This is a genomic window from Winogradskyella jejuensis, from assembly GCF_900129745.1.
Lineage (GTDB): Bacteria > Bacteroidota > Bacteroidia > Flavobacteriales > Flavobacteriaceae > Winogradskyella > Winogradskyella jejuensis.
In genome coordinates this window covers 956,998-977,750 of record NZ_FQWS01000001.1, presented here as the reverse complement: position 1 = coordinate 977,750, position 20,753 = coordinate 956,998, and the positions used below count along the sequence as shown (strand labels likewise).

Annotated in this window: 18 protein-coding genes; 8 read left to right on the top strand and 10 right to left on the bottom strand. The window is 35.8% G+C overall.

Translation table 11 applies throughout. The features are described 5' to 3' along the window. Positions 1 to 30: 30 nt before the first annotated feature. From BUB95_RS04550 to hemA, 10 genes are all read right to left on the bottom strand, one after another. Entirely contained in the window at positions 31 to 669 is a 639-nt protein-coding gene (locus tag BUB95_RS04550; protein WP_073083648.1) for a hypothetical protein, read from the bottom strand. Between the two features lie 108 nt (positions 670 to 777). Next, entirely contained in the window at positions 778 to 1,464 is a 687-nt protein-coding gene (locus tag BUB95_RS04545; RefSeq protein ID WP_073083646.1) for a response regulator transcription factor, read from the bottom strand. 10 nt (positions 1,465 to 1,474) lie between these two features. Beyond that, the gene (locus tag BUB95_RS04540; protein ID WP_073083644.1) at positions 1,475 to 2,869 is read right to left on the bottom strand and encodes a sensor histidine kinase; all 1,395 of its coding nucleotides are present in this window, start codon (positions 2,867 to 2,869) and stop codon (positions 1,475 to 1,477) included. Between the two features lie 353 nt (positions 2,870 to 3,222). Beyond that, positions 3,223 to 4,212, bottom strand: a complete 990-nt coding sequence (gene hemB / locus BUB95_RS04535; protein ID WP_073083642.1) for a porphobilinogen synthase — start codon at positions 4,210 to 4,212, stop codon at positions 3,223 to 3,225. A gap of 53 nt (positions 4,213 to 4,265) precedes the next feature. Continuing rightward, positions 4,266 to 5,168 carry an oxygen-dependent coproporphyrinogen oxidase gene (hemF, locus tag BUB95_RS04530; RefSeq protein ID WP_073085079.1) on the bottom strand — a complete coding sequence of 301 codons (903 nt, stop codon included), beginning with the start codon at positions 5,166 to 5,168 and terminating at the stop codon, positions 4,266 to 4,268. Positions 5,169 to 5,230: 62 nt separating this feature from the next. After that, positions 5,231 to 5,770 carry a GNAT family N-acetyltransferase gene (locus BUB95_RS04525; protein WP_073083640.1) on the bottom strand — a complete coding sequence of 180 codons (540 nt, stop codon included), beginning with the start codon at positions 5,768 to 5,770 and terminating at the stop codon, positions 5,231 to 5,233. Beyond that, a complete protein-coding gene (locus tag BUB95_RS04520) occupies positions 5,770 to 6,558 on the bottom strand; it encodes an EI24 domain-containing protein (RefSeq protein ID WP_073083638.1) in 789 nt (262 codons plus the stop codon). The genes BUB95_RS04525 and BUB95_RS04520 overlap by 1 nt, the downstream gene beginning before the upstream one ends. A gap of 61 nt (positions 6,559 to 6,619) precedes the next feature. Next, a complete protein-coding gene (hemE, locus tag BUB95_RS04515) occupies positions 6,620 to 7,651 on the bottom strand; it encodes a uroporphyrinogen decarboxylase (RefSeq protein ID WP_073083636.1) in 1,032 nt (343 codons plus the stop codon). A gap of 92 nt (positions 7,652 to 7,743) precedes the next feature. Next, positions 7,744 to 9,321 carry a hydroxymethylbilane synthase gene (hemC, locus tag BUB95_RS04510; protein ID WP_073083634.1) on the bottom strand — a complete coding sequence of 526 codons (1,578 nt, stop codon included), beginning with the start codon at positions 9,319 to 9,321 and terminating at the stop codon, positions 7,744 to 7,746. After that, positions 9,314 to 10,561, bottom strand: coding sequence for a glutamyl-tRNA reductase (gene hemA / locus BUB95_RS04505; protein WP_073083633.1), 1,248 nt, complete (start codon positions 10,559 to 10,561; stop codon positions 9,314 to 9,316). The genes hemC and hemA overlap by 8 nt, the downstream gene beginning before the upstream one ends. Before the next feature lie 200 nt (positions 10,562 to 10,761). Here hemA and BUB95_RS04500 point away from each other — a divergent pair, with 200 nt between their 5' ends. The 8 genes from BUB95_RS04500 (at position 10,762) to BUB95_RS04465 (ending at position 20,712) form a co-directional block, all read left to right on the top strand. Next, positions 10,762 to 11,664, top strand: coding sequence for a helix-turn-helix transcriptional regulator (locus BUB95_RS04500; RefSeq protein ID WP_073085077.1), 903 nt, complete (start codon positions 10,762 to 10,764; stop codon positions 11,662 to 11,664). Positions 11,665 to 11,759: 95 nt separating this feature from the next. Continuing rightward, entirely contained in the window at positions 11,760 to 12,797 is a 1,038-nt protein-coding gene (gene hemH / locus BUB95_RS04495; RefSeq protein ID WP_073083632.1) for a ferrochelatase, read from the top strand. After that, positions 12,797 to 14,143, top strand: a complete 1,347-nt coding sequence (locus BUB95_RS04490; protein ID WP_073083631.1) for an MATE family efflux transporter — start codon at positions 12,797 to 12,799, stop codon at positions 14,141 to 14,143. The genes hemH and BUB95_RS04490 overlap by 1 nt, the downstream gene beginning before the upstream one ends. A gap of 56 nt (positions 14,144 to 14,199) precedes the next feature. After that, positions 14,200 to 17,286 (top strand): VPS10 domain-containing protein, encoded by a 3,087-nt coding sequence (locus tag BUB95_RS04485; RefSeq protein WP_073083630.1) that lies wholly within the window; start codon positions 14,200 to 14,202, stop codon positions 17,284 to 17,286. Between the two features lie 11 nt (positions 17,287 to 17,297). Beyond that, positions 17,298 to 17,759 carry a VOC family protein gene (locus BUB95_RS04480; RefSeq protein ID WP_073083628.1) on the top strand — a complete coding sequence of 154 codons (462 nt, stop codon included), beginning with the start codon at positions 17,298 to 17,300 and terminating at the stop codon, positions 17,757 to 17,759. Between the two features lie 60 nt (positions 17,760 to 17,819). Next, entirely contained in the window at positions 17,820 to 18,383 is a 564-nt protein-coding gene (locus BUB95_RS04475) for a CopD family protein (protein ID WP_073083625.1), read from the top strand. Between the two features lie 43 nt (positions 18,384 to 18,426). Continuing rightward, complete coding sequence (locus BUB95_RS04470; RefSeq protein WP_073083622.1) at positions 18,427 to 19,881, top strand: sensor histidine kinase; 1,455 nt, start codon at positions 18,427 to 18,429, stop codon at positions 19,879 to 19,881. Positions 19,882 to 19,929: 48 nt separating this feature from the next. Then, a complete protein-coding gene (locus BUB95_RS04465) occupies positions 19,930 to 20,712 on the top strand; it encodes an enoyl-CoA hydratase/isomerase family protein (protein WP_073083620.1) in 783 nt (260 codons plus the stop codon). The last annotated feature ends 41 nt before the right edge of the window (positions 20,713 to 20,753 follow it).

The window sequence follows — 20,753 nt, the reverse complement described above, 5'->3', positions numbered from 1 at the left end:
TAGGCTTTTTTATGTTCTAAGATTATTAATTTATTTGTGCTCAGAGTGTTTAGCTGTTTTTTTGCTACGCTCTAAATCTCTTTGCGCTCTTTCTAAATCGCGTTGTGCACGTTCCATATCACGTTTAGCGCGTTCTACTTTTTTGGCTTGCTCTTCTTCCTTGCTAGAACCTGAGATGTAATATTTTAAATCTTGCCCCATGTTTTTAAGCTTTGTTAAAAATTTATCTGAAGCAAACTCTAGGTCTAGGTAGATTCTTACTTTTCCGTTGGTTAATTTACATTCAAACACCTCGTCTCCGCTTTCACTTTGAGACCACAAATAAGTGTTACCGTTTACCTTAAGACCGTCTTTACCAAGTTTGTTTAGTAAAATTTGCTTTACGCCTTCATTTTTAGACTTATGGTAGCTTGCTCTAAATTTATAGTTGTCATCAGATTCAGAAATAGAAACAGAGCTGTTGTGCGTTTCATCATCATCATTTTCTATGGATATAGAATAAGATGTTCCTGAAGATTGGTTAGGAGGCGTTGGAGGTGTAGGAGGAGTACTTTGAGCATTTACTGAGATTATTGAAAACATTAAAGCTATGGTTGTAAAGTAAATCCCTTTTTTAGTATCTGTAATTCTGATACTTTCTTGTCGGTGTGTTGTTTTTGAAAAATTCATAACTGTTCGATTTTTATGTTGATAATGACACAAATGTATACTACAGTTTTGCTCAAAAAAAGAAAATCACAACCGTTAACCTAGCGTTAACCAAGTTGTTATAGTGTATTAACTTACCTTAAACTCCAGGCCAACATTTCTTATGCTTTCTATAGAAATTGAAGGGTCTTGTTTGAAGTATTTTCGTAATCTACTAATAAAAACATCCATACTACGACCAGAGAAGAAGTCATCGTTTTTCCATACAGATTTTAAGATGTCTTCGCGTTTGAGTAATTGATTTTTGTGTTGAAACAAAAAGTGAATTAATTCAGCTTCTTTTTGAGTAAGCTGTTGTTTGTAATCTTCACAAGTGAGCTCAAGCCGATTGGTATTAAAGTTGTAATTCCCAATTTTAAGAATATCCGTTTTTGGGAGCTCAGCCGAAGCTTTTTCGGTACGTTTCAAAATATTTTGAAGACGTAAAACCAACTCATCTGCTTCAAAAGGTTTCACGATATAGTCATCTGCGCCAAGTTTGAGGCCTCTTATTTTATCTTCCTTCAATTTTCTAGCAGTTAAGAAAATAAAAGGGGTTTCAGGTTTTATATCTATTACTTTTTCTGCTAAAGAAAAGCCATCTAACTTAGGCATCATGACATCAAAAACACAAATATTAAAGTTGTCTTTTTTAAAACGCTCTAATGCAGCTTGACCATGCTTTTCCCAAGTCACTTGATAACCCGAAATTTCGAGATATTGCTTCAAGATATTCCCAAAATCTATATCATCTTCTGCTAATAAAATCTGTTTCATTTTTGAAGTGCTAATTAAATGGAATAGTTAAAGTAAAGGAGCTTCCTTTTTCAGGTTTACTGTCTAGTTTTATGCTTCCACCATGTGCTTTCACAATCTGATTGGTGTAATACAAACCTAATCCAAGTCCCTTTACGTCATGTACTTCCTTGTTTCCTGCTCTAAAGAATTTTTCGAATATAAGTTTCTGATTCTTTTCTGAAATGCCAATGCCGTTATCAGAAATTTTAATTTTCAGTTCATTTTTACTTTCAATACTACAAGATATTACAACAGGCTCAGTGTTGTATTTTACGGCATTTTCAAGAATATTTAATAATGCTGTCGTAGTGTAAAATTTATCGAGAGTAATGTTTTGCTTTTCTATATTGAATGTGCGGTTTACAGTAACATTTTTATTGGTTACAGAGAGCAGAAAATCATCTAAAACGGTGTTGACATAACTTTCAATATCAATAGTTTCTTTTTGTAGAGAAATCTCGCTGTATCCTAAGCTATTATTAAGGACTTGATCTATGAGTTTTTGAAGACGTTTGTTTTGACGTTCGATAGTACTCACGGTATTATCCATCAATTGGTGTTGCTGTTTTACGTTATCGTTTTTCAGCATTTTTGTTGCTAATGTTAATGTAGCTAGAGGTGTTTTTAGTTCGTGTGTGATATTGTTAACGAAATCTGTTTTTATGTCTGCAATTTTCTTTTGGGTAATAAGACTTTTGATAGAGTAGTAGAGTAGCCCAATAACAAATGCAAAGATGAGTAGAGAAAGTAATAGCAATCCTAACATCTGTTTGAAGACAATGTTTTTCCAACCAGCTATATCAATTTCATCTTCAGTTAAGAAAAGTAAGTAGAATGAAACTTCTTGATTGACGTCATTTATTACTCGGTTAGATGTATGCTCTGTTTCCCAAGATGTAGTACTTATTCTAATAGCATTCTCTTCTTCAATAAGATCGCCAATTATAATTTGTTTAGGTGCTTTTAAAGTATCAAAAAGCGTGTCGTTTTGCACGGAATCTAAAACGATAACAGCTTTTACCTTTTTGTGAAATTTAATTCCATATGGAATGTTTTTTTTCACTAATTCTTTTTGATATTCTTTTCGGTAAGTATCATTAATTGAATCGATGACAAACTCCAATCCGTCAACAACATCGTTCTTTTTTGCAACACCTATTTTGTAATCTGCTAGTTTTTCTAAAAAGTTTTCTCGCCAGAAGTCAGTTAGTGAATCCAAGGCTGGAGAAAAATCATCTATTTTGGATACAGATTTTCTTGTTTCACTTATAAATGCATCTTTTTTAAGCTTGTAGGTGTTATTGATTAAATATCCTTGAATAACAGATAGGGCAATTAATCCAAGAATTGCAGCTATAATTAGTACGTTTATTTTTTTCTTCATAGAAATGTCTTCACTCTAAAAATACAATAGAAAAATAAAACAGTACTTGGCTTGATTGGCTACGATTTTGATTGATGAAAATACAAGTACTGTTTTATAAATGCTTATCTAAAACGTCTTTTCGTATTCCAGTTGTAAGCTTTAGAATCTTGATGTCTTTTTGTAATTTGATTGTTGTCTAAAGTTCTCATAATGTTCTGATTTTTTGATGATGATACAAATCTAGAACAGGAATTTCAGAAAAACACATAAATAGCCGAGGTTAACCTAGCATTAACCTAGAAAATAAAAGAAAGCACTGTGAATAAAGCTATTTGCAGCGGTAAGACAACTTCAGTGAACAATAACTGCTATTAAGATATTAACTTAACTACATCTTTTGCGAAGTAACTGGCTATAATATCTGCACCAGCACGTTTAATAGAGGTTACTTGTTCTAGCATTACACTATCATGATCTAACCAACCTTTTTCAGCAGCGGCTTTAAGCATTGCATATTCACCAGAAACTTGGTAAACAGCAATTGGTACATCAAAACTATTTCTAATATCACGTACAATATCTAAATAGCATAATCCTGGTTTTACCATAACAATATCAGCACCTTCTTTAATATCCATTTCGGTTTCGCGGATGGCTTCTTCACGATTGGCAAAGTCCATTTGGTATGTTTTTTTATCCTTTGGAATATTTTGAATATCAACAGGAGCAGAATCCAACGCATCTCTAAATGGTCCATAAAACGAAGATGCATATTTTGCCGAATAACTCATAATGCCAATATCGATTAAATTAGACTGGTCTAAAGCTTCACGAATACCCAAAATACGACCATCCATCATATCGCTTGGTGCCACAAAATTTGCTCCAGCTTCGGCGTGGGAAATACTCATTTCTGCTAAGACTTCAACCGTAGCGTCATTAATTATTTTTCCGTTTTCAATAATACCGTCATGCCCGTAAACCGAAAATGGGTCGAGCGCCACATCAGTCATAACCAACATATCTGGGCAAACCTCTTTTACGGTTTTAATGGCGCGTTGCATTAAACCCTTAGGGTTTAGTGCTTCTGTACCTTTATTATCTTTTAGGCTATCCTCAACCTTTACAAAAAGTAATACCGATTTTAAACCTAAGCTCCAAAGTGTTTTTACTTCGTCCTTTAATAAATCTAAACTATAACGGTAATAGTTAGGCATAGAAGTAATTTCTTCTTTAATACCTTTACCCTCAACTACAAAAAGCGGCACTAGAAAATCGTTAGGAGAGATTATAGTTTCCCTTACCAAACTTCTAATGGCTTCATTGGTTCTTAGTCTTCGATTTCTTCTTATTAGGAACATAGTTATTTAGTAATAAGTTGTAAGTGTAAAGTTATGAGTTTCTCGCTCAAACTCTAAACCCATTCAATAGGATTCTGTAATACTTTAATTAATTTTTCTTCTTCGCTACCAGCTTCGGGGTGATGGTCATAAACCCATTGTACATGCGGCGGTAAACTCATGAGAATACTTTCAATTCTGCCATTGGTTTTTAGTCCGAATAATGTGCCTTTGTCATGGACCAAATTAAATTCCACATAACGACCTCGACGAATTTCTTGCCAATCACGCTGTTCTTGTGAGTAATCTAAATCTTTTCGTTTTTCGACAATTGGCACATAGGCTTCTAAAAAGCTGTCGCCAACTTCGGTAACAAAATTAAACCAATCTTGCATCGACATCTCGTCAGTAGCCTTACAATAATCAAAGAATAAGCCACCTATACCTCGCGCTTCGTTTCGGTGTGCATTATGAAAATACTCATCACATCTAGCTTTATATTTTGGATAAAATTCTGAATTGTGTCTGTCGCATGCGGTTTTACACGTTTGGTGAAATTGTTTAGCATCGTCTTCAAACAAATAATAGGGCGTTAAATCTTGTCCGCCACCAAACCACTGGTCGGCTATTTTGCCATTGGCATCATACATTTCAAAATAGCGCCAATTGGCGTGGACAGTTGGCACCATTGGGTTTTTAGGATGTAGCACCAAACTCAACCCACAAGCAAAAAAGTTAGCATCTTTTACGCCAAAATGCTGTTGCATAGTTTTTGGTAATTCGCCATGAACGGCAGAAATATTTACACCACCTTTTTCAAACACACGTCCATTTTCTATAACGCGCGTTCTTCCGCCACCACCTTCAGGACGGTTCCATAGGTCTTCTCTAAAGCGCGCTAAACCATCAACTTCTTCTAATTTTGATGTAATTTGGTCTTGTAGATTTTGTATGTAGTCGTAGAATTTGTCTTTGATTTTTTGGTCTTGCATTTTTGTTTTTATGTTTTGACCTGCTAGGTTTTAGAAACCTTGCAGGATTACAAAGATTTATATAATTCGAACAACTCCATGTCGAGTGCTTTTTCTCCTGGAGGTGCATAGGATTCTTTTAGTGTTTTTATCCACTTAAAATTGTTCTTTTCGGCAACTTTAATACTTGCTGTATTTGTTTTGTGCGAAATAACTTGAAGTATTTCTAAACCTAGATTTTGAAACGCATATTTTGATAAGGCTTTAATAGATTTAGAAATAAGGCTTTTCCCCTCAAAATTATAATCTATGCAATACGCAAATTCACCTTGATTTTTACTCCAATCTAATTCTTTAATGTAGATTAAACCAACTAATTTACGAGTTTCGGAATGTTTTAATGTGAACAAAAAAACCGTTTTATTTTCAAAGGCTTTGACTTTATCTTCGACAAAATATTGAGACAGCGTTGGGTTGAGATTTTGATTTAATGTTTTTGGGAAATAACGTTTAAAACGATCTGCATTTGCAACACACAAATCACAGATTTTCCATGCGTCTCCATTATGCACAGGGTTGATTTCAAAACCATCGAATTGTGCAACCATTATCTATTCTCTATAACTTCAAATGGCTCGAAACCAATGTGTTCGCCTTCATCATCATCAAATAATAAATCCACGGCAATTACGGATGCTGAAGTAACGCTTAATGGTAGAACTAAAATTACACCAATTACAGGGATAAATAGTAAGAGTAGAAACCCAATGCCATTTCCTATAGCTAAACCTCTGTTTTTTCTAATAAAGTTCACACTTTCTTTATAGGTGAAATGGCGTTCAAGCGTATAATCCATATTGCCGAAACCAGCATAATATGCCTGTACTATAAAGAGGAGCGCCGTTGAAAATATATTGACAACTGGTATAAATTTCAGCAGTAAAATAGGAATAGTATAAAGTAATTCTTTTGCAAGGTTTCTTAAACCTAATCTAATGCCTCTAATTAGTTGTTGCGCAAAAGATGATTTTATTTTGTTTTCGGCAGGTTTTCCTGTGTAATATTCTTCAATTTTTTCTGAAACAGGACTCATAAATGGTGAAGAAAGCGCCATAATAATATGCTTAAACATAATAATACCAAGCGCAAAAATGATGACACCAGCAATTAGTGTTGAAATGAAAGTTACTGTTGCCTTACCAGTTTCCCATACCCATATACCCGCAATCCATTCACCTAGATTGTCTGAAAGACCATAAGCCGAAACAAATATTAAAATAAAAACCACAAAACTAATTAACATAGGAATTACGAAGTATTTCCAAAGTTTTAGTTTAGAAATAAGCCCGTAAGCTCCAGAGTATACTTGTAAACCTCTAAAAATGTCTTGTATCATCGTTTTGTTTTTTAATAGAGTTGTCTATTAAATAGACGCAAAAACACATGATGTGTTACGTTTAATCTGGGCTTTTATATTCCTTAACCGCATCTATGAAAGCCTTAGCATTATCTAAAGGAATATCTGGTAAAATCCCATGACCTAAGTTAACGATGTATTTATCTTTTCCAAAATCGTTAATCATTTTCGTGACCATTTTTTTGATTTCGGCTGGAGGAGAATACAGACGTGTTGGGTCAAAATTACCTTGTAAAGTTATGTTTCCGCCTGTTAAATAACGTGCGTTACGTGCAGAGCATGTCCAATCTACACCAAGAGCAGAAGCGCCAGATTTTGCCATTTCACCAAGTGCAAACCAGCATCCTTTTCCAAAAGCAATCACATGTGTTTCATCTTTTAAAGCATCAATAATCTGCTGAATGTATTGCCATGAAAATTCTTGATAATCTATGGGAGATAACATACCTCCCCAAGAATCGAAAACCTGAACGGCATTTACGCCAGCTTTCACTTTTTGTCTTAAATACGAAATGGTCGTATCTGTTATTTTTTGAAGTAATCCATGTGCCGCAACTGGATTTGTAAAACAGAATTTTTTGGCCTTATCAAAGTTTTTACTGCCTTGACCTTGTACACAATAACAAAGGATAGTCCATGGTGAACCCGCGAAACCAATTAACGGAATTTCGTCATTCAGTTTTTCTTTTGTGGCTTTTATGGCTTGGTAAACGTAATCTAATTCTACAGTAACATCTGGAACAACGACATTGTCTACATCTTTTTGAGAGCGAATAGGGTTTGGTAAATAAGGTCCAAAATTGGGTTTCATCTGCACCTCAATATTCATGGCTTGCGGAATAACTAAAATATCTGAAAATAAGATGGCTGCATCCATTCCGTATCTGCGGATGGGCTGTACTGTAATTTCACTAGCTAACTCTGGTGTTTGGCAACGTGTGAAGAAATCGTACTTGGCCTTAATCTCCATAAATTCTGGCAAGTAACGTCCCGCTTGACGCATCATCCATACAGGTGGACGTTCTACAGTTTCTCCTTTTAATGCTCTTAAAAATAAGTCGTTTTTTATCATTCCTATCCCTAACCCTTTCCTTAGGAAAGGGAATTTTAATTATTAAACTTTAACCACATCGGTTCCTTCCCTTTGGGAAGGCTAGGATGGGCTTATATATAATATTCATTCACTAATTCTATCACACTTTCCACAGTTGGCACTTTAGCTACGCGGACATCTTCAAAATATTTGCGTGCTATGTTTGCAGTCGTTTCTCCAATACAAAAAGCAATACCATTGGCTTTGTTTTGTTTCAAAAAACTTTCAATTGTTGAAGGACTATAGAACATAATTCCATCAAGGTTTTGTTCTACTTTTATAGCGTCGTATTTGGTTTGGTAGGCTTCAACTTCATTCACTTTGATGTGATTTTCTGTCAAAATATTTGGTAAATCATCTAAGCGTAAATCACTACAGAAATAGGTGACTTCTGTGCCATCTATATATTCTACTAAATACTCAGCAAGTTTTTTAGCATTAGAAGCCATGTGAGCAACTTTACCAATACGTTTTTCAATCATACGCTTGGTTCGACGTCCTACACAGTAAATATTTTTGAATTGCAATTCAGGTACTGAAAAGCTAGTCAATAAGGCTTCAACAGCGTTTTGACTTGTAATAATCACATTCTTAATTTCGTTTCTAACCACACTTTTAGGAATACGATTAAGACTGATTTTTATAGCATCATTACTTTCTGCAACTACATCTCTGTGAAATAATTCTAACTGCGCTTCGGTAAGCGTTTTTGTAGAGTATATATTGGTCGTTTTATCACTGCGTTGCAACTGGTCAATCAAGGTCCTTCCACCTTTGCCAATAATATAGTCTGCACAGAATTCCGCAAGTTTGTCGTGTTTACCTAACGGAACAACCTTAGTAACTTCAATCTTTCGTGTGCCATCTTTACTTAAAAGAATGCCTTTAAAATTGACTTCTTCCTCTTTGTTGATATAACAAATTGCACCGATGGGAGCTGTGCAACCGCCTTCAAGACGGTTTAAGAATTCACGCTCAATGCTCGTGCAAATTTCCGTTTCTCTATGGTTAATTTCGGCACAAATAGTAAGTATCTCTTCATCTTCTTCAAGAGCAGCCACCATAACAGCGCCTTGAGCAGGTGCAGGAATCATCCAATGGAGATTAATCGCATTCTCTGGTTTTATGCCTAAACGCCCTAAACCAGCAGCGGCAAAAATTGCAGCATTCCAGTCGTTATTTTCTAACTTTTCTAAGCGACTATTTACATTTCCTCTTAAATCAGTAACGGTATGTGTAGGATAACGGTTAAGCCATTGCGCACGACGACGTAAACTTCCTGTGGCAATAACGGCATCGCGTTGCGAGAGAAACTCTTCATTTTTCTTGAACACCAAACAATCATTAATGTTTCCGCGTTTTAAAACGGCAGCTTGTACAATGCCTTTTGGTAAAACTGTGGGTACATCTTTTAGAGAGTGTACCGCAATATCAATATCGCCGTTAAGCATAGCAATATCTAATGTTTTTGTAAAAATTCCAGTAATGCCAAGCTCGTATAAAGGCTTGTCTAAAACAATATCTCCTGTAGATTTTACAGGAACTAATACGGATTTATGACCGAGTTGTTCAAGTTGAGATTGAACCGTTTTTGCTTGCCACATAGCGAGCTGGCTGTCGCGTGTGCCAATGCGAATTAGTCTAGACATTTTGGGTGCTTTCTAACTGAAATATTTTTTTGATGAGCTCTAAGCTTTCATCTGAAGTATTGGAGTCTTCTCTTAAGTGGTGTGCAAATTGATTGGTAATTTTCTGGATGAGGTTATTTGTCACTAATTCAACTTGCTCTTCGTTAAAGTTATCTAACTTTTTGCGCTGATTGTTAACCTCAGAGTTTTTAATATCTGTCAACTTGTGTTTTATCGCCTGAATGGTTGGCACAAACTTTAAGGTGTCTAACCAAGCGTTAAAATCTGCGGTAACTTCAGCTATTATGTTTTCTGCCGCTGGTATATACGCCTTACGTTTTTCTAAAGTATCGTCTGTGATTTTTGCCAAATCATCCATATGAACAAGTGTGATATTATCTAATTCCTTAACATCTTCATTCACGTTTTTAGGAATAGATAAATCTAAAATCAGCAATGGTTTTTCTCTTGTAATAAGTGATTTGTACACTGTAGGGTCTTGCGCGCCTGTAGCCACGACGACAATATCAGACCTATTAATTTCGCTTTGTAAATCTTCGTAATCTCTGACTATTAAATTGAATTTACCAGCAATAGCTTCAGCCTTATCTTTAGTTCTGTTAATTAAAGTAATGTGTGGATTTTTAGTGTGTTTCACTAAATTTTCACACGTGTTTCTGCCAATTTTCCCAGTTCCAAAGAGTAGAATGTTTTTATCTGAAATATTCTCAACGTTATTCATGATGTATTGAACAGCGGCAAATGAAACAGATGTTGCTCCAGAAGATAATTCAGTTTCGGTTTTTATGCGTTTACTAGCTTGAATTACAGCATTAAGAAGACGCTCGATATAAGAATTGAGCAAGCCAAGCGCTTTAGACTTCCGTGCACCAGCTTTAAGTTGCCCAATAATTTCAAAATCACCAAGGATTTGGCTGTCTAAACCAGAGCCCACACGAAACATGTGTGAAATAGCCTCAGAATTTTTATGAATGTAAGCGACTTGTCTAAATTCCTCAACAGTGCCTTTTGTGTTTTCGCAAAGCAACTCAATAAGCTGGCATGGACGCTCAGCAAATCCGTAAATTTCTGTACGGTTGCAAGTGGATACTAATAGCAAACTTTCAACACTACTAGCTTTGGCTTGTGTCAAAATAGCTTCTTTAGCAGCATCACTTAAACTAAAATGACCACGCACCTCAGCATCAGCTTTTTTGTAGCTAAGCCCAATAGCATAAAAATGTGTTTGTTTGTGTTGCATTCGCTCGTTTACCTGACTTCGGAATTAACAATGCAAATGTAATTTTGTTAATAACATAAAAATAACGCTAGAAGAACTTAAAATAACGTTTGTGGTTTTTTAACGTCATTTTAAATAAAAACATGATAAATGTCATATTTTTGCAGTAAAAATAGGGGTTTTAACACCTTTTGTTTAGAATGAATCTAAATAACAAGAAAATGAAAATTGAAAATTCCATTTCTAAAAGTGTCGCTCAAGGGTCTTTTGAAGAAACCTATCTTGAAGATGGCTTTTTTGTTCTGTCTTATAAAAATGATAGTAATGCCATAGAAATCGCAGAACGCCAGATAGATAGCAGTTACATTCAGTTTCATTTTTGTGCTAAAGGGCAAGCCACGTTTGTATTTAATCAAGGTAGTTATCGCTTGCCCATTCTCGCGGACACCTCTTTGCTTTTGTATAATCCACAACGCGATTTACCTATACATTTAGAAGTTCAGCCAGGATGTATGCTTATTTCGTTGGTGATTTCGCTAGAAAAATTTCATCGTTTATTTTCTCAAGATGCATCGTATGTAACGTTTTTATCAGAAGATAACCGTGATAAAAAATATTATAAAGATGGAAGCATTACACCATCGATGGCAGTTGTTCTTAATCAGTTATTAAGTTTTAATCTCAATAATTCCATTAAACCTTTGTATTTTAAAGGGAAAGCCTATGAATTATTAAGCTTGTTTTTTAACCGTAGTGAAGATGCAAATGTAGAGCAATGTCCGTTTTTGGTAGACGAAACTAATGTGGCTAAGTTGAAACAAGCTAAAGATATCATTATTGCGCAAATGGCTGAGCCACCAACGCTTCAAGAATTGGCAGATTCAATTGATTTAAGTTTAAAAAAGCTAAAAGAAGGCTTTAAGCAAATCTATGGGGATACGGTTTATGGCTTTTTATTTGATTATAAAATGGAAGTCGCTCGAAAACTTCTGGAATCGGGTAACTATAATGTAAATGAAGTGGGATTGAAAGTAGGTTATAGCACCGCAAGTCATTTTATAGCTGCGTTTAAGAAGAAATATGGAACAACGCCGAAAAAGTATATCACGGAGACGAATGGTTGATTTATTTAAATACTTTTATAACAAAATACAATAGATTAATAAAAAACACTTTACTCAAACGGTCGTATCTTTACACTTGAAAAAGAAAATATAATATGAAAGGAATACTTCTTGTCAACCTCGGTTCACCAGACACACCAAACCCAAAAGACGTAAAACGTTATTTAGGCGAGTTCTTAATGGACGAGCGAGTTATAGACGTACCGCTTTGGGCACGTACACTTTTGGTGAAAGGAATTATTTTAAATACGCGACCAAAAGCTTCGGCAAAAGCCTATAAAAAAATCTGGTGGGAAGAAGGTTCACCGTTGATTGTATTATCCGAGCGTCTTCAAGATAAGGTGCAAAAACGCGTTGATTATCCAGTCGCTTTGGCGATGCGTTACGGAAGTATGACGCTTAAAAATGGTTTACAAGAGTTGGTTGATAAAGGTTGTACGGAGATTAAAACCATTCCGCTATATCCACAGTTTGCCATGGCGACAACGGAAACGATTGATGTGAAAATTGACGAGTTGGTTGCAGAGCATTTCCCACAAGTAAAAATTACAAGAACACCGGCATTTTATAAGCGCGAAGATTACATTAATGTCTTATCCACAAGTATAGGCGAAGTCCTTAACGGATTGGATTATGAACATATTTTATTCAGTTATCACGGTGTGCCTGAACGTCATATCCGTAAAAGTGACGTCACTAACGGTAATTGTAAAATGGATGGTAAATGCTGTTTTAAAAAAGGAAGTCCGCAACACGAATTTTGTTACCGTCACCAATGCGAAATCACTACTATAAACGTTGCTAAAAAACTAGGTTTAAAAAACGGAACGTATTCCTCAACCTTTCAATCGCGTTTAGGATTTGACCCATGGTTAAAGCCATACACAGACCGAACGATTGAACGTATGGGAAAAGAAGGCATAAAAAAAATGGCTATTGTAACACCAGCTTTTGTAAGTGATTGTCTGGAGACTTTAGAAGAAATAGCTATGGAAGGCGAAGAAATTTTTCACGAAGTTGGCGGAGAAGAATTTACTGTGATTCCATGCCTCAATGAGCGTGATGATTTCGCTCAAGTGTTAACCAATATTATTGAAGAATGGGCGAAGACGCCTGAAAATGCCATAGTTTAATGGCAAACGTATCTTCACAAGACTTAGGGTATGAGCCTATTGGCAAACTCCTAATAAAGCAAGCCGTACCAGCTTCTATTGGTATTCTGGTGATGTCTTTAAACATTCTTGTTGATACTATTTTTGTTGGTAATTGGATAGGCTCAACCGCCATTGCCGCTATAAATGTTGTCCTTCCGGTATCTTTTTTTATTGCAGCTTTGGGTATGGCCATTGGTGTTGGTGGCTCATCCATAATCTCAAGAGCACTTGGCGCTAACCAAAATGCAAAAGCTTGTAAGACATTTGGTAATCAAATTACGCTTACCATTTTGTTTACTATTGTTTTTGTGATTTTCGGACTTTTATTTGTAGATACACTTGTTCCAGCTTTTGGAGGTAAAGGTGTAATTTTCGAACCTGCAAAAACGTATTATACTATTGTTTTATATGGTGTGCCAGTTTTAGCACTTTGTATGATGGGAAATACCGTAATTCGTGCTATCGGTAAACCAAAATTTGCCATGTACGCCATGATGTTTCCATCGGTTGGTAACCTCCTTCTAGATGTATTATTTATAAACATTTTAGACTTAGGAATGGCTGGTGCTGCTTGGGCTACAACAGGTTCTTACATACTTTGCTTTTTGTTTATTCTATGGTTTTTTCTTTCAGAACATTCCGAATTAAAAATCAATTCAAAACATCTTGGACTTGATTTACCCATTATAAAAGAAATTGGAGCTTTGGGTTTTGTAACCCTTTCGAGACAAGCAATTGTTAGTGTTACCTATTTATTAATGAATAATATTTTGTTCGATTTAGGTGGTGAGACTTCCGTTACAGCTTACGCTATAGTGGGACGAATGCTTATGTTTGCGCTTTTTCCAATCTATGGCATAACGCAAGGGTTCTTGCCTATTGCGGGTTATAATTATGGTGCAGAAAAGTATAAACGTGTAAAAGAAGTTATCTATACGGCGATTAGGTATGCTGCACTATTAGCGACAGTTATTTTTGTGTTTTTGATGATTTTCCCTGAAACCATAACAAAAGTATTTACACAAGATGCGCAAGTCATTAAAGAAACACCATCAGCAATGCGATGGGTTTTTGCAGCTACGCCTATAATTGCACTGCAGCTTATTGGAGCAGCTTATTTTCAGGCCGTTGGGAAAGCAATTCCAGCGTTGCTATTAACCCTAACACGTCAGGGCTTATTTTTTATACCTCTTATTCTAATTCTTCCAAAGTTTTATGGCGAATTGGGCGTTTGGATAGCATTTCCTATTTCTGATGTGTTATCTACAATTGTCACTTTCTTTTTCCTAAAACGCGAAGTAAAGTTAAAGTTAGAAACAGCCTAAATCTTCTAGATTTTATTCTTTATTTTTAGATTTCGAAAACTAACTTATAACTACTCATGCGATTATCAACCATTATTGTAGCAGTTCTGCTATCGTTTTTTAGTTTAAATCTTAACGCCCAAAACTTTGACGAATCCCATTATTCAGGATTGGAATATAGGCTTGTCGGACCTTTCCGTGGCGGAAGAAGTGCCGCCGTAACTGGCGTGCCGAATCAACCCAACCTCTATTATTTTGGTGCTACTGGTGGTGGTATTTGGAAGACCATGAATGGTGGTCGCCAATGGGAAAACATTTCTGATGGTTTTTTCGGGGGAAGTATTGGTGCCATTGCAGTTTCAAAAAGCGACCCTAACGTTATTTACGTTGGTGGCGGAGAGAAAACAGTAAGAGGCAACGTATCATCAGGTTATGGTATGTGGAAAAGCGTTGACGCAGGTAAAACTTGGCAAGCTTCAGGATTACCAAAATCGCGCCATATTCCGCGTATTGCTATTCACCCAACAGATCACAGAATCGTTTATGCAGGTGTTATGGGGAATATCTATAAACCAACAGAAGAACGCGGTGTTTATAAGAGTGTTGATGGCGGAAAAACATGGAAAAAGACCTTATTTTCTAACGAACATTCTGGAGTGGTCGATTTAATCATGGACCCAACAAATCCAAGAATTTTATACGCTTCAACATGGCGTATCCAGCGTACACCTTATAGTTTAAGTTCTGGTGGCGAAGGTTCAGCCTTATGGAAAAGTACAGATAGCGGAGAAACTTGGACTGAAATTTCTAAGATGAAAGGCTTTCCTGAAGGCACTTTAGGCATCATTGGCGTTACTGTTTCGCCATTAAATAACCAGCGGGTTTGGGCAATTGTAGAAAATAAAGATAAAGGTGGCTTATACCGAAGCGACGATGGTGGCGAAACTTGGAACCAAGTTAATAGCGAGCGTAAATTACGCCAGCGTGCTTGGTATTACACACGTGTTTATGCAGACACCAAAGATATTAATACCGTTTATGTGTTGAATGTAAGTTACCATAAAAGTACAGATGGTGGAAAAACATTCGGAAATTATCGCGCGCCTCATGGCGACCATCATGATTTATGGATTGCACCAGAAGACCCAAACCGTATGATTATTGGAGATGACGGTGGCGCACAAGTCACCTACGATGGTGGCGAAACATGGAGCACCTATTATAATCAGCCAACCTCACAATTTTACCGCGTGACTACGGATAATGCATTTCCATACCGAATTTACGCTGCGCAACAAGATAATTCTACGATTAGAATTCCGCACAGGACAGACGGAAGAGCCATTATTGAAGACGATTGGGAAAGCACAGCAGGTGGCGAATCGGCACATATTGCCGTTGACCCAGAAGACAATGATATTGTTTACGGCGGAAGTTATGACGGTTTCTTAACCCGAGTAAACCATAAAACAGGAACGGTTAGAGCCATTAACGTTTGGCCAGACAACCCAATGGGTCATGGTGCAGAAGGTATGAAGTATCGTTTTCAGTGGAATTTTCCGATTATATTCTCCAAGCATAATCCAAATAGAATGTACACCTTTTCACAGCATGTACATGTGACTGAAAATGAAGGGCAATCTTGGGACATTATTAGTCCAGATTTAACACGTAATGACCCAGAAAAACTAAAATCTTCAGGTGGACCAATTACACAAGATAACACGTCGGTAGAATATTATTGTACCATTTTCGCAGCGCAAGAATCGCCATTAAAAGAAGGTTTACTTTGGGTTGGAAGTGATGATGGTTTGATACATGTATCTAAAGATGGTGGAAAAAACTGGGATAACGTCACGCCAAAAGGAATGCCAGAATGGATGATGATAAATAGTATTGAGCCAAGTGCTTTTGATGAAGGGACGTGCTACATCGCAGGAACAAAATATAAAACAGGTGATTTTGCGCCGTATTTATATAAAACTACCGACTACGGAAAAAGCTGGACAAAAATCACAAAAGGCATCAATAACGAGCATTTTACAAGAGTGCTTCGCGAAGACCCAAAACAAAAAGGATTGCTATATGCAGGTACAGAAACTGGAATGTATATTTCTTTTAATAATGGTAAAAACTGGAAACCATTTCAGCTGAATTTACCAATAGTACCAATTACAGATTTAACCATAAAAGACAATAATCTTATTGTAGCGACTCAAGGTCGAAGCCTTTGGATGATTGACGACTTATCGGTTATTCATCAGTTGTACAATGCCGATTTGAATAAGAATATATTATTCAAACCAAAAGACATTTACAGAATGCGTGGCGGAAGTCGTAAAGGCAGCAAAACAGCAGGTACCAATCATCCAAATGGTGTTATTACATATTTCAATTTGAAAGATTTAAAGGATGATGATAAAGTGTCTTTGACGTATTTTGATAAAAAAGGAGATACAATAAAAACTTATTCTAACAAAGACAAGAAGAATAAACTTATGGTAAAAAAAGGTGCAAATCAGTTTGTTTGGGATATGACCTACGATGGAGCAGAACGTTTGCCAGGCATGATTTTATGGTGGGCAAGTTTAGAAGGTCCAAGGGCTACACCAGGTAAGTATAAGGTGAGTTTAAATGTCAATGGTGAAGAATTATCGCAGCCTTTCACAATTCTTGCTGACCCAAGAGCAGAAAGCACTTTAGCAGATATGGAAGCACAATTCAAGTTTATTGAAGATGTAAATGCAACGATGGATGAAGCGCACAAATCCATTAAAAAGATTAGAAATATCAATAAGCAGTTAGGCGCTTTCCAAAGCCAATACAAAGACGATGAGAATGTTAAAGATTTAGTTGAAAAAGCAAAAGCACTCCAAGAAAAGTTAAGCGATATCGAAAAAGCATTATACCAAACTAAAAATAGAAGTGGTCAAGACCCGTTGAATTTTCCAATTCGTTTAACCAATAAATTAGGGCATCTTAATTCTTTAGTTCGTATGGGCGATTTTGCACCAACGGCTCAAGATATTGCTGTAAAAAATGAATTAACTGGTAAAATTGAAAAAGAACTTTCAGCTTTTAATACTATTTTAAGTGATGAAGTAAAAGCATTTAATAATGCATTTAATTCTAAACAATTGAATTATTTATTTGTAGAGGATTAATAAAGATTCAGATGATAAAAGGACTCTATGAAACGCATTTATTTGTTGAAAATCTTGAACGCTCTATTGATTTTTATAAGAATACGCTTGGTTTAAAACAATGCCGTTTTAATAATGAAAGACGCACTTCCTTTTTCTGGATTGGAGATGACAAGCAGTATATGCTTGGTCTTTGGGAGAAACCAAAAGAGCTAATTGATGTTAGACATTTCGCCTTTGAATGTGAGCCAGATTGGGTGTTAAATGAGTCAGTCGATTTTTTAAAATCTCGAAATATTGAATATTGGAATTTTTTAAATGATGGAACAAAAGACCCAATGGTTTTTGTTTGGATGCCAGCAATTTCCATATATTTTTGCGACCCTGATGGACATTATCTAGAATTTATTGGTATTCTGCCAGGCAAGCCAAAATCCGATAGTGAAAAGCGAGTGGTCACGTATGAAGAATGGCTTAAAATAAAAGACGAATAAGCATTAAATAGCATCTCAATCTTAGAGAACTTATATAAAATCTGATAGGTAAGATTACATATGGAAAACATTTTAGCAGAATATTACAACTACATAAAATCACTACATATCATTTTTGTAGTCACTTGGTTTGCAGGTTTATTTTACATACCAAGATTATTTGTTTACCAAATTGAGGCGTTTCATAAACCATCTCCAGAAAAAGAAATCTTAGGGAAACAGCTAAAACTAATGGCAAAACGCTTATGGTTTATTATTACTTGGCCTTCAAGTATTTTGGCAATTATATTCGGTATCTTGCTGGTTTGGTCAAGGCTATTTTACTTAACAGACGCTTGGATGCAAGTCAAATTAGGCTTTGTATTATTGCTCATTGTATATCAAATACAAACGCATGTCTATTACAAACAACTTCAAAAAGATATCGTAAAAAAATCATCGAGTTTTATGCGCATTTGGAATGAGGGTGCAACCTTCATTCTATTTGCTGTAGTGTTTTTGGTGGTATTAAAAAACGCACTAAATTGGGTGTTTGGAGTTATAGGGATTGTTGTTTTAGGAATTCTGATTATGCTCGGTTTTAAGATTTATAAAAACATTAGAGCAAAAAATCCCAATGCTTAATTGGCTTGATTATTGCTATATTTAAATAATCTTAAATCACTGCATGGCGTTAAAAAAACTATCTCTTCGTTCGCGCATCTTTATTGCTATGATACTTCTCGTATTATTAGCATCTATTTTAATTGCCGTAGTTACCATATACCAATATAATGAGGAGGCTAGAGAGTATCATGCCGATAGATTAGAGCGTAAAGAGGCAGCTATAAGGCGAAGTATTGATTTGGTAATTGACGAGACGTCTTTTCCTGTAATTACAGAAAAATTACCTTTTATTTTTAGAGATGAAATATTTAATATAGCTAATGTTCATGGGCTTCAAATTAATCTGTACGATTTAGAAGGCCAGTTGCTTAAATCTTCTAAAGCAGCACTACAACAAAATACTGTAGATGTATGTTTAAGCGCAGAGGTTTTAAATCAGCTTGCTAATACCGCAGAGCATCGTTATGTTATTAAAAATGAAATTAATGGTAAAGTCTTTCAGTCTTCATATTCGTACATCACAGACGAGAAATTCAAAAATATTGCCATTCTAAACATTCCTTATTTAGAAGATGATGATATTTTTAACCGAGAGTTGAATGAGTTTTTAACAAGAATAGGGATTGCCTATTTAATCATGATTTTAGCAGCGATAGTGCTAGCCTATTTTGTGTCCAAATATATTACACGTTCTCTTAAAACCATTAGCGATAAGATGAATGAGTTTCGTTTAGAAAAACGAAACAAGAAAATAGACATAGAATCGTCTAGTATTGAGATTGAAACTTTAGTAAAATCGTACAACGGTATGATTGATGAACTTGAAGAGTCAGCGGTACAATTAGCAACCAGCGAGCGTGAGCAAGCTTGGCGAGAAATGGCAAAACAGGTGGCACACGAAATTAAAAATCCATTAACACCTATGCGATTGAGTGTCCAAAGTTTTCAACGAAAGTTTAATCCCAATGACGAAAACATCGAGCAAAAGGTTTCAGAATATAGTAATACCTTAATTCAGCAAATAGATACCATGAGTTCAATAGCTTCGGCATTTTCAAATTTTGCTAAAATGCCAGCACAGCAAAAAGAAGAACTCAATGTGGTGCATGTCGTAAAGTTGGCTTTAGATATTTTCAATGAAAGCTATATCACTTATTTCCCTGAGGAGCAAGAAATTATTGCAAAATTCGACAGAACACAGCTCATTAGAGTAGTGACCAATCTAGTTAAAAATGGCATACAAGCCATTGCTGATGATGCTGAGAATCCAAGAATTGAGGTAAAGGTTTTTACAAAAGACAATACTGTGAATATCACTGTAGAAGATAATGGTTCTGGAGTTAGTGAGGATAATAAAACTAAAATATTTGAACCGAAATTCACTACCAAGACAAGTGGGATGGGACTCGGATTAGCCATGGTAAAAAATATCGTAGAAACTTATGGCGGAACTATTACTTTTACTTCAGAATACGGAAAAGGCACTATATTTACAGTAACTTTTCCAGAGAAATGATTTTGTCACCCTGAGCTCGTTTCAGGGTCTTTTTAAACAAACGAATTTATGAGTTACAACAACATTCTTACCGAAACATCAAACGGAATAACTACAATTACCATTAATAGACCTAGCAAGCTAAATGCACTTAATCGTGAAACTATTCAAGAATTACACAATGCTTTTGATGAAGCTGACCATTATAGAGACACAAAAGTGATTATCGTAACCGGTAGTGGCGAAAAGGCTTTTGTTGCTGGAGCAGATATTAGCGAATTTGCCGATTTTAATGTTGAAGAAGGCGGAAAATTGGCTGCAAAAGGACAAGAGCTGCTATTCGATTTTGTAGAGAATTTAAGCACACCAGTTATTGCAGCTGTCAATGGTTTTGCATTGGGTGGCGGATTAGAATTGGCAATGGCTTGTCATTTTAGAGTAGCAAGTACTAATGCTAAGATGGGCTTGCCAGAAGTTTCTCTTGGTGTTATCCCAGGTTATGGTGGGACACAACGTTTACCGCAATTAGTAGGCAAAGGCCGAGCTATGGAAATGGTGATGACAGCAGGAATGATAGACGCTAATCAAGCCTTAAATTACGGTTTAGTAAACCATGTGGTAGAGCAAGACGAATTATTACCACTTTGCGAAAAAATTGCAGGTAAGATTATGCGCAATTCTTCTGTGGCCATTGCCGAAGCTATTTCTGCAATTAATGCTAATTACAAAGATGGTGTAGATGGTTACCAAGCCGAAATTGAAGCCTTTGGTAATTGTTTTGGCACTGAAGATTTTAAAGAAGGCACGACAGCATTTTTAGAAAAACGTAAAGCTGATTTTCCAGGGGAATAACAGTCCTCTTCCTACAAAATTTGTTCAAAACCTTTTGAGTA

What these genes read in the sequence shown, in the direction of transcription:
- BUB95_RS04550 (WP_073083648.1), bottom strand. Translation starts at nt 669, where the DNA reads ATGAATTTTTCAAAAACAACACACCGACAAGAAAGTATCAGAATTACA.
- BUB95_RS04545 (WP_073083646.1), bottom strand. Translation starts at nt 1,464, where the DNA reads ATGAAACAGATTTTATTAGCAGAAGATGATATAGATTTTGGGAATATC.
- BUB95_RS04540 (WP_073083644.1), bottom strand. Translation starts at nt 2,869, where the DNA reads ATGAAGAAAAAAATAAACGTACTAATTATAGCTGCAATTCTTGGATTA.
- hemB (WP_073083642.1), bottom strand. Translation starts at nt 4,212, where the DNA reads ATGTTCCTAATAAGAAGAAATCGAAGACTAAGAACCAATGAAGCCATT.
- BUB95_RS04525 (WP_073083640.1), bottom strand. Translation starts at nt 5,770, where the DNA reads ATGGTTGCACAATTCGATGGTTTTGAAATCAACCCTGTGCATAATGGA.
- BUB95_RS04520 (WP_073083638.1), bottom strand. Translation starts at nt 6,558, where the DNA reads ATGATACAAGACATTTTTAGAGGTTTACAAGTATACTCTGGAGCTTAC.
- hemE (WP_073083636.1), bottom strand. Translation starts at nt 7,651, where the DNA reads ATGATAAAAAACGACTTATTTTTAAGAGCATTAAAAGGAGAAACTGTA.
- hemC (WP_073083634.1), bottom strand. Translation starts at nt 9,321, where the DNA reads ATGTCTAGACTAATTCGCATTGGCACACGCGACAGCCAGCTCGCTATG.
- hemA (WP_073083633.1), bottom strand. Translation starts at nt 10,561, where the DNA reads ATGCAACACAAACAAACACATTTTTATGCTATTGGGCTTAGCTACAAA.
- BUB95_RS04500 (WP_073085077.1), top strand. Translation starts at nt 10,762, where the DNA reads ATGAAAATTGAAAATTCCATTTCTAAAAGTGTCGCTCAAGGGTCTTTT.
- hemH (WP_073083632.1), top strand. Translation starts at nt 11,760, where the DNA reads ATGAAAGGAATACTTCTTGTCAACCTCGGTTCACCAGACACACCAAAC.
- BUB95_RS04490 (WP_073083631.1), top strand. Translation starts at nt 12,797, where the DNA reads ATGGCAAACGTATCTTCACAAGACTTAGGGTATGAGCCTATTGGCAAA.
- BUB95_RS04485 (WP_073083630.1), top strand. Translation starts at nt 14,200, where the DNA reads ATGCGATTATCAACCATTATTGTAGCAGTTCTGCTATCGTTTTTTAGT.
- BUB95_RS04480 (WP_073083628.1), top strand. Translation starts at nt 17,298, where the DNA reads ATGATAAAAGGACTCTATGAAACGCATTTATTTGTTGAAAATCTTGAA.
- BUB95_RS04475 (WP_073083625.1), top strand. Translation starts at nt 17,820, where the DNA reads ATGGAAAACATTTTAGCAGAATATTACAACTACATAAAATCACTACAT.
- BUB95_RS04470 (WP_073083622.1), top strand. Translation starts at nt 18,427, where the DNA reads ATGGCGTTAAAAAAACTATCTCTTCGTTCGCGCATCTTTATTGCTATG.
- BUB95_RS04465 (WP_073083620.1), top strand. Translation starts at nt 19,930, where the DNA reads ATGAGTTACAACAACATTCTTACCGAAACATCAAACGGAATAACTACA.